This is a genomic window from Qipengyuania sphaerica (genome assembly GCF_019711595.1).
In the GTDB taxonomy this organism is placed as follows: domain Bacteria; phylum Pseudomonadota; class Alphaproteobacteria; order Sphingomonadales; family Sphingomonadaceae; genus Qipengyuania; species Qipengyuania sphaerica.
In genome coordinates, this window is record NZ_JAIGNR010000001.1 from 348,129 (window position 1) to 361,006 (window position 12,878).

The following is a 12,878-nucleotide window of genomic DNA, read 5'->3' on the forward strand; positions in this document are numbered from 1 at the left end:
GGGCAGACTGCTGGCGCGCGGTTAATGCGCGTTGAACGGTGTGCCGCAGCGCTGCAGCGTTCGACGAACGATCAACGCCGTCCGCGGAACTGCTGCAGGTATTCATTATCGGGAGAGAGAATGATGCTGCTGGCAGCATCTCCGTTATCTGAAGCGAAGGTCGCATCATAACTCTGCATCGCGCGATAGAAGTCGTAGAAGTTGGCATCCTTGCCGAATGCGTCGGCATAGATGCGCGCTGCCTCCGCGTCCGCCTCTGCGCGAATGATCCGCGCATCGCGGCTGCCTTGTGCACGGATTGTCCGCGCCTCGCGCTGACGGTCCGATTCCATCCGCTGGAAGGCGGATTGCAGCGGTGCTTCGGGCAGGTCGGTGCGGGTGATCTGCACGTCGACAACTTCCGCGCCATACTGGCGGGCCTGGCGGTCGAGGTTGCGGCGCACGTTGTCGAGCGCGGACCCGCGTTCGGCGGTCAGCATCGCCTGGAAGGTACGGCGACCAAGCTCCTGGCGCAGGACCGAGTTCAGGATCGGCTCCATCGCTGTGCGGACCCCGTCGGTCGTCCCGGCACGTTCGACCATGCGCACAGGGTCGGTAATGCGGAAACGGGCAAAGGCATCGACGAGCAGGCGTTGCTGGTCGTTCGAAAGCACTTCTTCATTGGTCATTTCGAGGTCGAGCAGGCGGCGCTCTATCCGCACGACGCGATCGACGAAGGGCGTTCGCAGGTAGAAACCCGGGCCCTTGGTCCCGTCGGGCGTATTGACCGTGCCGACCGGCTCACCGGTTCGCACGATGACGACCTGTTCCTCTTCAGGCACGACATAGGCGCTGAGCATCAGCCCCACGATGAGCAGGCCGACGGCGATCAGCGTCAGGCGGTGATCTTCCCAAACACGTTGCATCTTATTGTCCTCCCGGCGCGGTCGCAGTGGTGGCGGGTGCTTGCTGCTGCGCGCGGCGGCGAATTTCGGGGAGCGGGAGGTAGGGTGTCACGCCCTGCGCTTCCACGATGGTCTTGTCGGTCTTCGAAAGCACGCGCTCCATGGTCTCGTAATAGAGACGCTGGCGGGTCACCTCGGGGGCGAGGCGGTACTGTTCATAGACCTTGTCGAAGGCTTCGGCTTCACCCTGTGCCTGGGCGAGAACCTGCTGGGCATAGCCCTGCGCCTGGTTGCGCGCGGCATCGGCATTCTGCTCGGCGACCTGCACGTCGCGGAATGCGTCGACGACCTGGCTGGGCGGGTCGGCCTTCTCGACTTCGACACCCAGCACGCGGATGCCCGCCTGGTAGAGGTCGAGCTTGTCCTGCATGCGCGTCTTCACATCCTGCTCGATGGCGGCACGGCCCTGACCCGAGAAAGTCTGGTCGAGCTGCTTCTCGGCGACCGAAGCGCGCATTGCGGCCTCGGCCACTTCTTGCACCGTCTCTTCCGGATCGACGACCCGGAACTTGTAGGATTCGAGGTCCTTGATGTTCCAGCGCACGATATAGCTGAGATCGACGAGGTTCTGGTCGCCCGTGAGGATCAGCTTGGCGGTATTGTCATTGCCGGGAATGCGGATGGGGCGAACCCCTTCGACGTTTTCGACATCGACCGTCTCGATCGGGAAGGGAAGCGAGAACTGCAGCCCCGAATCCATCGTGCGGCTGTAATCGCCCAATGTCTTGACCACCGCCTTTTCCTGCGGGCCGATCAGATGCACGCTGGTGGCAAGCAGGCCGAGGCCGATGATGCCGACCACCACGACCGGGAACCAGCTCTTGCCGCCGGGGCGCTGCGGGACGCGGAAGCCGGGGCCGCCCGGCCCGCCGCCCTTGCGGCGCGGACCTTCGGGGCCCCGGTTCTTGAAGATGTCTTCGATATTCGGGCCGCGACCGCCGCCCGAACCTGGCGGAAGCCAGGGATTGCGCGGGCCTTTGCCGCCCTTGTCGCCCTTCGGCGTATCGCTGCTATCGGAACCGGAGGAATCGTCGCTCCCGCCGCCCCAGGGATTCTTGCCAGCCATCGCGAGGCCGATCCTCCGTCCAAACCCGTCTATAAGTCTCATAAGTGTCTTATAGGTAGGCTTCTCCGGAAAAACAGGGGTTGCGATGCGCTTTTCGATGATACAGCAGCTTCGCCCATGAGCCGCGCCGATTTCTCCGCCGATCTCCCGCCCGAACTGATCCCTCTCGTAACCGGTTCGGTTTTGAACGAGGGCCGCGCCACCGTGGTCGTCGATGCAGCGCGCATCGAGGAGGCGAAACGAGCGGGTGTCGAGGATGCGATAAAGCGCGCGATTTCGGCCCGTTCCGATGTAGAAGAAGTGCGCGTCGTCATGACGGCGGAGCGGAAGGGGCCGCTGATCATCGCGGTCGGATCGGGCAAGGGCGGCGTAGGAAAGTCCACCCTGACCGCCAACCTCGCAATCGCGCTGGCGAAGGGCGGGGTGAAGGTCGGGCTGGTCGATGCCGATATCTACGGGCCGTCGCAGCCGGTGATATTCGGCACGCAAGGGGTAAAGACGCAGGGGCTGGACAACAAGCCGGCGCCGATCGAGAGCAAATACGGCGTGCCGCATCTCTCGATGGGGCATCTTGTCGCGCCGGGAAAAGCGCTGGCGTGGCGTGGGCCAATGGCATCCGGAGCCATTTCACAATTGATTGAAGCGCACTGGAGCAAGGACATCGAGGTGCTGCTGGTCGACCTGCCTCCGGGAACGGGCGATGTGCAGCTGACAATGATCCAGAAATTCAAACCCGCGGGGGCGGTGCTGGTGTCGACGCCGCAGGATCTTGCGCTGATCGATGCGGCGCGCGCCGGGCAATTGTTCGATACCGCCGGGGTGCCGGTGATCGGTCTTGTCGAGAATATGTCGGGCTATGCCTGTCCCTCCTGCGGCGAGGTGTCCGATCCTTTCGGCGCGGGCGGAGTGGAAGCGGCAGCTGGAAGGCTGGAGCTGCCGTTCCTCGGACGCATTCCGCTCGACATGGCGATCCGGCAGGGGAGCGATGCGGGTGAACCGCCGGCTGCGGGCGAAGGACCGATGGCTGCTCCTTTCAATGCGATCGCCGAAAGGCTGCAGGCGTGGATATCCGCGAAAAGCTGAAGGACCTTCCCGTATCGCGTCGCAAGCTCCTGGTAGGCGCGGCGGCGGGCGGCGGCTTGCTGCTCGCCTGGCATGTATGGCCGCGCAATTATGCCAGCACGCTCGCCGCGCGCGAGGGTGAGGGATTGTTCGGCGGATGGCTGGTCATCGGCCGGAACGGGGTCGTCACCGTGGCGGTGCCTCAGCTTGAAATGGGGCAGGGCATCGGGACGGTGCTGGCACAGATCGCGGCGACCGAACTGGGTGCCGACTGGCGGCAGATCGCGATCGAGCCGGTCCCGCCGGGAGGCTTTTTCGCCAACCTGCCGCTGGCGGCGCAATGGTCTTCCATGTGGGAAGGCATGCTGGGTGCGGGCGAGAATGCCGACGACTGGTCGGTAGGCCGTTTCGCCGAACGCCACGATTTCAATGTCACCGCAGCAGGGACCAGCCTTGCGGCCTATGAACTCCCCTTGCGCGAAGCTGCGGCCAGCGCGCGCGACATGCTCACCCGCGTCGCGGCCGATCGCTGGGACCTGGAGCCCGAGCAATGCGTCGTGCAGGACGGCTTCGTCACTTACGGCCCGCAGCGCCTGTCCTTCGGCGAGCTGGTCGACGAGGCGGCCGAACTCGACCCGCCCGATCCGGCACCGCTCCGCCCTACACCGGCATTCGAGGAGCCGATACCAGGCGAAGGAAATGCGCCGACTGCCTTCCCCCGTCTCGACCTGCCATCGAAGGTCGACGGCAGCCATCTTTTCGCAGGCGACATCCGCATGCCGGGAATGGTCTTTGCCTCGATCCGCCACGGGCCGATCGGGCTGCCCGAATTGCTGCGTTTCAGCGAGGATGCCGTCGCCGGCACGCGCGGCGTGGTGGCCGTGGTCAAGTCGAAGCGCTGGATCGCGGCAGTCGCCGAAAGCTGGTGGATCGCTGACCGCGCATTGGCGAAGATGCGGCCCGAATTCACCGGGCCGGGAGCGCTCGAGCAGATCGTGCTCGACACCGAGATGGAGCGGGCTGTCGAGAACGGTCCCGATAGTGCCGAGCGCATAACCACCATAGGCGAGCCCGATGCGCTGCTGGCAGATGCGCGGATGGCGCGCCGTTACGATGTCGCACCTGCAGCGCATGCACCGCTCGAAACGGCCTCTGCCACCGCGCGGCTGGCCGATGGCAGGCTGGAACTGTGGATCGCCAGCCAGGCCCCCGCAGCAGCGCGCGATGCCGCCGCCAAGGCCATCGGGATATCGCCCTCGGACGTGGTGCTCTATCCGATGCCTGCGGGGGGAAGTTTCGATGCGCGGCTCGAAAAGCAGCATGCGATCGAGGTCGCGCAGATCGCCGCCGAGGTGGGCAGGCCGGTCCAGCTGACATGGTCGCGCCCGCAGGATTTGCAGTCAGTCCCGTACCGCGCGCCGGTCTCCGGCGAAATCACCGCGACGCTGGGCGCGCAAGGGCAACCGATTGCCTGGCGGGCGCGGATCACGGGCCCTTCCTGGATGCGGGAGACGGGACACCGCCTGTTCGACAACTACACGACCGACGCGGCCCGCGAGGAAAGCCGGGACATGGCCGATCCCTTCGTGGTCGAAGGCTCCGTTCCGCCTTACGGCATCGCGAATGTCGCCATCGAACACGTGCCCGCCAGCGTCGATATCCCGACCGGTCGCATGCGGGGCGGCGCACATGCCTACACCGGCTTCTTCACCGAAAGCTTCGTCGACGAACTCGCGCGCAATGCCGGACGCGACCCGTTTCTCTATCGAATGGCCATGCTGTCCGGCTTCCCGCGAATGGCGGAGAGCCTGCGTCAGGCGACACGATTGGGAGACTGGGACGGCGGCCAGGAAGGCTCGGGCGAGGGGATCGCCATGATCCGCATGGGCGCGGACCCGGAAACCGCCGGCCATATCGCCTGTGTCGCGCATGTCAGGCGCGGCGAGGGCGGGGTGCGAGTGGCGCAATTGAGCGCGGTCGTGGACATCGGCCGGATCGTAAACCTCGACATCGCCCGCCAGCAGATCGAAGGCGGCCTCGTGTTCGGGATGGGCCTCGCACTGGGCGCGCCGCTTGCATTCCAGAAGGGCCACCCGGTCCCGCGTACATTGGGCGACATGGGACTGCCGGGCCTCGGCGACATGCCCGACATGCTGGTCGATTTCATCGCCAGCGATGCCGAGCCTTTCGATCCGGGCGAACTGGGCGTGGCCGTTGCGCCCGCTGCCATCGCGAATGCGCTCTTCTCCTTGACTGGCAAGCGTTCCTATCGTTTGCCGCTGAACCCATGACCTGGCAGCCTCAGAACCTTCCCGCAGACCACCCGCCGGTAAAGTCCGGCCGCATCGGCGTGCTCGTCGTCAACCTCGGCACGCCCGAAGCTCCGGAGCCGGGGCCGGTCAAACGCTATCTCGCCGAATTCCTCTCCGACCGCCGCGTGGTGGAGATTCCGGCAATCGCCTGGCAGCCGATCCTGCGCGGGATCATCCTCAATACGCGCCCCAAGAAGAGCGCGCATGCCTACAGCCAGGTATGGACCGACGAGGGTTCGCCGCTGGCCGTCATCACGCGCCGGCAGGCTGAGGCAATGCAGGCGCGGCTGGGCGAGGCGGTTCAGGTCGATTGGGCGATGCGCTATGGCAATCCATCAATCGGCGACCGGTTGCAGGCGCTGATGGACGCGGGCTGCGAGCGCATCCTGCTCGCTCCGCTTTATCCGCAATATTCGGCAGCTACGACCGCGACCGTTGTGGACAAGGCTGCGGAAAAGCTGGGCACAATGCGTTGGCAGCCGAGCCTGCGCACGCTGCCGCCCTATCACGACGATCCCGCCTATGTCGACGCGTTGGAGGCGGACTTGTCGCGCCAGCTCGACAATCTCGATTTCGAGCCCGAGGTCCTGCTCCTGAGCTTTCACGGTATGCCCGAGCGCACGTTGCATCTGGGCGATCCCTACCATTGCCACTGCCAGAAGACCTCGCGCCTGCTGCAGGAGCGGTTCGCCGACCGGAAGTTCCGCATCCGCACCACATTCCAGTCGCGCTTCGGGAGGGCGAAGTGGCTCGAACCCGCCACCGACACGGTGATCGGCGAGGAAGCGGAGAAGGGCACCAAACGCATGGCGATCGCCGCGCCGGGCTTTTCGGCCGATTGCCTCGAGACACTGGAAGAACTTGCCATCCAGGGGCGCGACCAGTTCATCGAAGCGGGGGGCGAGAAATTTGCGGCGCTCTCCTGCCTCAATACCTCCGATGCGGGGCTGAAAATGCTCGAGGCGCTTTTGCGGCGCGAGCTTTCGGGGTGGATTAACTTCTAGCGATTACTTACACTGCGGTAAGTTGTCAGGAGCTACCTATGGCCACGCTAGCCGCGCATGATCCGATCCCCACGCACTGGACCGAAGGCAACCCCACCGATGACGAGCTCGCCCACATCCCGGGCGAGGGCGGGTGGCCGGTGGTCGGCAATACGTTCAAGATGCTCAAGGACCCGCACGCTTTCACGCGTCACATGGTCGATACCTATGGCCGGGTGTACAAGAACAAGGCTTTCGGTGGCTGGAACATCGCGCTGATCGGGGCCGATGCGAACGAACTGGTACTGTTCGACCGGAACAAGAATTTCTCCTCCGAACAGGGCTGGGGTCCGGTGCTCGACCAGCTTTTCCCGCGCGGTCTGATGCTGATCGATTTCGACCATCACCGCGCCGACCGCCGCGCGCTCTCGATCGCCTTCAAGCCCGGTCCGATGCGGCACTATTCGGGCAGCCTCAATCGCGGCATCGCGAAGAAGGTCGAGGATTGGGGCGAGGGCAAGATGCAGTTCTACCCCGCGATCAAGACGCTGACGCTCGACCTTGCCGCCGACAGTTTTATCGGCATCGAGTGGGGTCCCGAAGCCGACAAGATCAACACCGCTTTCATCGACATGGTGCAGGCCTCGGTCGCGCCGGTCAGGAAGCCGTTGCCCTTCACGCAGATGAAACGCGGGGTCGACGGGCGGAAGTTCCTCGTCGATTTCTTCACTGCCGAAACGCATCGCCGCCGCGCGGAAGGCGGCGGGCAGGACATGTTCAGCCAGTTCGCCACTGCCGAATACGAGGATGGCTCGCTGATGCCGGTCGACGAGGTGGTCGACCACATGAACTTCCTGATGATGGCCGCGCACGACACCATCACCAGCAGTGCGACTTCGCTCATCTGGCTGCTCGCCAAGCATCCCGAATGGCAGGAAAAGCTGCGGCAGGAAATCGAAAGCGTGACCGGCGGCGTCGGTTCTGATGGACGCCCGCGCGATCTTGCCTATGAGGATATGGGCAAGCTGGAACTGACTGAAATGGCGTTCAAGGAAGCGCTGCGGATGGTGCCGCCGGTGCCTTCAACGCCGCGCCGCGCGCTCCGCGAATTCGAATATGGCGGCTATCGCATTCCGGCGGGCAGCCATGTCGGGATCAACGCCTTCTTCGTGCATCACGAGGAAGAGCATTGGGAAAACCCCTGGGAATTCGACCCCAACCACTTCACTCCCGATGCCGTGAAGGCCCGGCACAAATATGCCTGGGTGCCCTTCGGCGGCGGCGCTCACATGTGCCTCGGCCTGCACTTCGCGTACATGCAGGTGAAGATCCTGATGGCGCAGCTGCTGCCGCGCTACGAGATTGCGCTCGAGCAGGAACCCGACTGGCAGCCTTGGCCGATCCCCAAGCCGCGTGACGGGCTGAAGATCAGCCTGCGCAGGATCTGAAAAATATTTCGCGAGCCGAAGGCGAGTGCAAGGGCGACTGCCCGCCCGCAGCGGGCGCAGCTTGCTTCGCATCTAGCGAGGACGCACCCGCGGAAGCGGGTGCGAAAGACTAAAAGTCAACCGCGATCCCGTCCTTGACCCAGTCGCCATAGCGGGTGGGGCTGAGGTCTTCCTCGTCCTTGCCCTTGGCTGGCTCGGGCGGCGGCTCGCTGTTCCAGTGCTTGGGCCTCTCGAACCCCTCGGGCCGCTTGGTCGCGCGTTTGGTCATACACCCAAGATGAGGGTGCTGGCGGGATTGCGCAAGAGCGGGTAGGGGCGCGCGCAATGGCCCAGCCTACCGGAATTCACGCGCGCCGTGCCGCGCTTCGCCTGCTCGATGCCGTGCTTCGCCGCGGCGAGACCCTGGATGTCGCCTTTGGTGCGGCCACCAAGGACCTGCGCAAGTTCGAGGACAAGGCCTTGGCGCGCGCGATCGCGAGCGAGGTTCTGCGCTGGCTGGTCGATCTCGACGAGATGATCGACAGCGCGACGAAAAAGCCGTTGCCCGACGATGCAAAGGCGCGGATGGTGCTGCGCATGATGCTGGCGCAGTGGCTAAGGCTCGACACGCCGCCGCATGCTGTCATCGCCACATGCCTGCCGCTGCTGGCAGGCGGTCCGCGCCGGCTGGCGCATGGTGTTTTCTCCACGCTTACGAAGAGCGAAGCCTCGCTGAATGACGCGCCGAGCCTGCCGGACGAGGTGGCCGCACGGTGGGGCGAGCGCGCCTCCGCGATTGCCGCCGGGCTGGCCGAACCGCCGCCGCTCGACCTGACGCTGAAGGACCCGGCGCAGACCGAGGTCTGGAAAGCGAAGCTCGCTGCCGACAGCCTCATGCCCGGCCACCTGCGCCTCGCGCGCGGGGAGAATATCGAGAAACTTGCCGGTTTCGCGTCAGGCGAATGGTGGGTGCAGGACCTCGCTGCCTCGCTTCCTGCACGCCTGCTCGGAGCGGGCGAGGGGCGTCATGTGCTCGATCTTTGCGCCGCTCCCGGTGGCAAGACGATGCAACTGGCTGCGCAGGGCTGGCAGGTCACCGCGCTCGATATCTCTAAGCGCCGGCTCGACCTGCTTAAGGCGAACCTGAAACGCACCGATTTGAAAGCCGGCGCCGTGCGCGCCGATGCGCTGCAATGGGAGCCAAGGCACCAGTTCGACGCGATCCTGCTCGACGCGCCCTGTACCGCAACGGGGACCGCGCGCCGCCATCCCGACGTGATCCACCGCATCGGATCACGCCAGATCGAGGAGATGGCGGAACTGCAGGCTGCGTTGCTCGAACGCGCCGCTAGCTGGCTCAAGCCCGGCGGCGTATTGGTCTATGCGACCTGTTCGCTCGAAAGCGAGGAGGGCGAGGCCCAAGAATTCCCTGAACCACTCTCTGCCGAGCCGATTGGGACTGGTGAACTGCCCGAGGGCCTCCTCCCTTCTGCAGATGGCACATTGCGGACCGATCCCGGAATGCTGCCCGAATCCGGCGGAATCGACGGCTTTTTCATCGCGCGGATGCACAAACGCGCGTGAAAAGCGGCGGAAAAAAGGCAATGAAAAAACGGTTCACCGCATCCATGGTCCGACCCGCCCCCGGCTTCGGCACCATCTGCGCCATGTTCATTTATTAGAAAGCATAGGGTCAACAACCCCGGTGTCCTCCACCCCCCTCGCGCGGCTTCCTGCGGCGTGAAAGACAAGAGAAGACATACGGATTTCGGCAGCCGGACACGCTCCCCCAAGGTGCGACCGGTCAAACGGCCACAGGCAATGGTTGCCGCGATAATTAGGAGAATATACGTGACTGCAATTACGAAGAAGGCAGCCCTACCCCTGCTGCTGTCCGCCCTCGCCCTTCCGGTGGCCGTTCCGGCCGTAGCCCAGGAAGACGCCAGCATCGATGTTTACGGTTCGCGCCTGTCGGACGGCCCGCAGATCGAAGGCATGATCACCTCGCGCGATTCGGAATCGATCGAAGTGACGCTCGAAAACGGCCAGACGACCAAGATTTACGTCGATGAAGGCACCGAAGTGCGCGCCACCGGCGGCTTCCTCGGCCTCGGCAGCAAGGACATCGCATCGGCACGCCTGATGGCCGGCCTCCCGGTCGAAGTCGACACGCTGCAGTATGAAGGCGGTCTCGTTGCCAGCAAGGTCAAGCTGAAAGCCAGCGACCTTGCCACTGCCAACATGATCCGCGGTGCAACCGAGCAGCGCTTCGTCGCCCATCGCCGTGATATCGACGCCAACACTGCCGCAGCCGAAGCGCTGAAGGGCCGTCTGGCGAACATCGACCAGTACAACGTCAAGGGCTTCACCAACGTCTATTTCGACAGCGGCAAGTGGAACATCTCGCCTGAAGGCCAGCGCGAGATCTGCAACATCGCTTCGCAGGCCGAAGAAATGGACAACGCCCTGCTGCTCGTCGTCGGCTACACCGATTCCGATGGTGACGAAGACTACAATCAGGTCCTCTCCGAGCGCCGCGCGGGCCGCGTCGTGAACTACCTCCAGCAGAAGTGCGGCTGGCAGCCGTGGCGCATGCTGACCCCGACCGGCATGTCCGAATCGGACCCGGCAGCGGACAACAGCACGCCCGAAGGCAAGGCACAGAACCGCCGCGTCTCGGTCAACATCCTCGTCAGCAAGGCGACGGAAGAAGGCTGAGGCTCGACAGGCCAGATAAGAAAGAAGGGGCGGACAGCGATGTCCGCCCCTTTTTATTCGGCGTCTTCCTTGAGGTATTTCTGGAAGCTCTTCCTCAGCTTCATCAGCTTGGGGGGGATCACGGCAAGGCAATAGGGATTGCGCTGGCCTTCGCCTTCCCAATATTCCTGGTGGTAGTCTTCCGCCGGATACCATTCGCCGGTCTCGATCGTGGTCACCGCGCTCTGGCCAGGGTGCTCTTCGTTCCACCGGGCAATTGCGGCCTCTGCCGCTTCGCGCTGGCCGTCGGCAGGGAAGATCGCGCTGCGATACTGTGTCCCGACATCATTGCCCTGGCGATTGAGCTGGGTTGGATCATGCGTGCCCATGAACACGTCGAGGATCTGGTCGAGCGTAATTCGCTCGCTGTCGAAGGTCACGCGCACGCCTTCGGCATGGCCGGTATTGCCGCTGCACACTTCCTTGTAGGTCGGGTCGGGCTTGTCACCGCCGATATAGCCGCTTTCGACGCCACTTACGCCGATGACATCCTTCATCACCGCCTCGGTGCACCAGAAGCATCCGCCTGCGACGATCACCTGTTCCTGCGCCATTCGTGTTCTCCTTTGCCTGCGCGATGTAGGAAGCCGTCTCCACCTTGTCATCCGTCCAGTTCATGGGCAGGGAAGGCAAAGAAGCTAGAGGAGAGATTTCATGCGTATTTTCATGAGTGTTGCTGCTGCTGCTGCCATGATGGCTACCCCGCTTGCCGCCGACGATCATGCGCCGGATCTTGACGAGGTTCTAGCTGCGGACTTGCGCGAAGATGATCGCGCGCGCGACCGCTATCGCAATCCCGCCGAAACGCTGAAGTTCTTCGGGATCGAGCCGACCATGACCGTGGCGGAACTCAATCCGGGAGGCGGTTGGTACACCCGCGTCCTCGCTCCCTACCTGCTCCCTCACGGCAAATACATCGCACTCGCGCAGGACAGCGGTACCATCCAAACCGATGATCGGGCGCGGCTGGCTCGCGCTCTCGGCTGGACCGAGCGTTTCAAGGCGGATTTCGCGGAAGAGTTCGGCGTCGATGCTGCAAGCGTGCACGCGTATGAAGTCGATGAATTGCCCGAAGAGGTTCTGGGCACGGTGGACATGCTGCTTGCCATCCGCACCTTGCATGGTGCCTGGAATGCTGGAACGCTGCTGGGTGATGTAAAAAGAGTTCGCCCGCTGTTGAAGGATGGCGGCGTGATCGGGGTGGTCCAGCATCGCGCTCCTGCCGATGCGAGCTATGACGACGTCAATCCGGCACGCGGCTATATGCGCGAAGCCGATGTGGTCAAGCTGATGGAACTGGCCGGTTTCGAACTGGTGCGCAGTTCCGATATCAACGCCAACCCCAACGATCCAGCCGATTGGGAAGGCGGTGTGTGGACACTCCCGCCGACGCTTCGTTACGGCGATCAGGATCGCGACCGCTACCTCGCCATCGGCGAGAGCGACCGGATGACGCTGCTTTTCCGCAAGGCCGACTGACCGTTGTAAGCTGACATTCATGTGAAGAGTGAAATGCCCTCCATGTAACAACATTACATGGAGGGCATTCTTGTGAAAAATACCATTCTTCTGGCGGCTTCGATTCTCCCGCTCGCTGCCTGTACTCCCGGCGCCGATGACGTGCGCGGGGTCGAACACGGCGAAACGCTGCTGTCCGTGAGCGCCGGCGGGCGAGCCGAAAGCCGCCCCGATCGCGCGCAGTTCAATGCCGGCATCGAAACCTATTCGCGCAGCGCGAAAGCCGCCAGCGAAGCCAATGCCGAAAAGATCGAGGAGATCGTCACCGCCCTGCGCGAATTCGGAATCGAGGAAGACGATATCCAGACGCAGAACGTATCCGTTCGCCGGATCGACTGGGGCGATCGCAAGGGCCAGTACCAGGCCAGCAATGTGTTTCAGGTCACGATGGACGATCCCGACCGGGCAGGCGCGGCGATCAGCGCGGTTACCGAAGCGGGAGCCAATATCCTTAGCGGCCCGAGCCTCACGATGAGCGATCCCGAAGCAGTCGCGAACCTCGCCTATGCCGATGCCTTCAAGGCGGCGAGGAAGCGGGCCGAAGCCTACGCCGAGGCTGCAGGGATGGAGATAAGCCGCACTCTCTACATCCGCGACGCTGGCGGGCAGCAGGGTCAGCAGTGGCTCCGCGGGGCGCAGGCAATGAACGAGATGGCCGTCGAGGTGGCAGCGCCGCCGCCGCCGGTTTCGCCGCCCCCCGTCGTGCGTACCCAGAGCGCATCGCCGGGCATGATGGTGGGCACCACACGCAGCCAGGTCTACATCCAGGTCGACTTCGCCCTGCGTGAGAAGTGAGGCGGCGCCAGTTC

General features: G+C 64.0%; 12 protein-coding genes. 8 read left to right on the top strand and 4 right to left on the bottom strand.

Features of this window, described 5'->3' with window-relative positions; all coding sequences use genetic code 11:
- Nucleotides 1-71 precede the first annotated feature (71 nt).
- Nucleotides 72-905 (bottom strand): protease modulator HflC, encoded by an 834-nt coding sequence (gene hflC / locus K3178_RS01875; protein WP_221569690.1) that lies wholly within the window; start codon nt 903-905, stop codon nt 72-74.
- 1 nt (nt 906) lies between these two features.
- A complete protein-coding gene (gene hflK, locus K3178_RS01880) occupies nt 907-2,052 on the bottom strand; it encodes a protease modulator HflK (RefSeq protein ID WP_221569691.1) in 1,146 nt (381 codons plus the stop codon).
- 270 nt (nt 2,053-2,322) lie between these two features.
- Between hflK and K3178_RS01885 the strand changes: the two genes are divergently transcribed.
- Genes K3178_RS01885 through K3178_RS01900 form a run of 4 tightly spaced genes read left to right on the top strand, consistent with a single transcriptional unit; the run spans nt 2,323 to nt 7,815 of the window.
- Complete coding sequence (locus K3178_RS01885; protein ID WP_221570748.1) at nt 2,323-3,093, top strand: P-loop NTPase; 771 nt, start codon at nt 2,323-2,325, stop codon at nt 3,091-3,093.
- Nucleotides 3,072-5,363: a molybdopterin cofactor-binding domain-containing protein gene (locus tag K3178_RS01890; protein WP_221569692.1), complete on the top strand. Its 2,292-nt coding sequence runs from the start codon at nt 3,072-3,074 to the stop codon at nt 5,361-5,363. The genes K3178_RS01885 and K3178_RS01890 overlap by 22 nt, the downstream gene beginning before the upstream one ends.
- Nucleotides 5,360-6,388, top strand: coding sequence for a ferrochelatase (hemH, locus tag K3178_RS01895; protein ID WP_221569693.1), 1,029 nt, complete (start codon nt 5,360-5,362; stop codon nt 6,386-6,388). The genes K3178_RS01890 and hemH overlap by 4 nt, the downstream gene beginning before the upstream one ends.
- Nucleotides 6,389-6,426: 38 nt before the next feature.
- On the top strand, nt 6,427-7,815 hold the full coding sequence (locus tag K3178_RS01900; RefSeq protein WP_221569694.1) for a cytochrome P450: 1,389 nt from the start codon (nt 6,427-6,429) through the stop codon (nt 7,813-7,815).
- Nucleotides 7,816-7,924: 109 nt separating this feature from the next.
- Here the strand turns inward: K3178_RS01900 and K3178_RS01905 are convergent, their stop codons facing one another.
- Nucleotides 7,925-8,083, bottom strand: coding sequence for a DUF1674 domain-containing protein (locus tag K3178_RS01905; protein WP_221569695.1), 159 nt, complete (start codon nt 8,081-8,083; stop codon nt 7,925-7,927).
- Nucleotides 8,084-8,139: 56 nt separating this feature from the next.
- Between K3178_RS01905 and K3178_RS01910 the strand changes: the two genes are divergently transcribed.
- Nucleotides 8,140-9,378 (top strand): RsmB/NOP family class I SAM-dependent RNA methyltransferase, encoded by a 1,239-nt coding sequence (locus K3178_RS01910; protein ID WP_221569696.1) that lies wholly within the window; start codon nt 8,140-8,142, stop codon nt 9,376-9,378.
- Nucleotides 9,379-9,645: 267 nt separating this feature from the next.
- Nucleotides 9,646-10,512 (top strand): OmpA family protein, encoded by an 867-nt coding sequence (locus K3178_RS01915; RefSeq protein WP_345719836.1) that lies wholly within the window; start codon nt 9,646-9,648, stop codon nt 10,510-10,512.
- A gap of 53 nt (nt 10,513-10,565) precedes the next feature.
- On the opposite strand, the gene msrA is transcribed toward K3178_RS01915, so the two are convergent.
- Nucleotides 10,566-11,105 carry a peptide-methionine (S)-S-oxide reductase MsrA gene (msrA, locus tag K3178_RS01920; protein ID WP_221569698.1) on the bottom strand — a complete coding sequence of 180 codons (540 nt, stop codon included), beginning with the start codon at nt 11,103-11,105 and terminating at the stop codon, nt 10,566-10,568.
- A 100-nt stretch (nt 11,106-11,205) separates the two neighbouring features.
- On the opposite strand from msrA, the gene K3178_RS01925 reads away from it, so the two are divergent.
- Both K3178_RS01925 and K3178_RS01930 read left to right on the top strand, forming a co-directional pair.
- On the top strand, nt 11,206-12,030 hold the full coding sequence (locus K3178_RS01925; RefSeq protein ID WP_221569699.1) for a class I SAM-dependent methyltransferase: 825 nt from the start codon (nt 11,206-11,208) through the stop codon (nt 12,028-12,030).
- Nucleotides 12,031-12,102: 72 nt separating this feature from the next.
- Complete coding sequence (locus K3178_RS01930; protein ID WP_345719837.1) at nt 12,103-12,864, top strand: SIMPL domain-containing protein; 762 nt, start codon at nt 12,103-12,105, stop codon at nt 12,862-12,864.
- Nucleotides 12,865-12,878 lie beyond the last annotated feature (14 nt).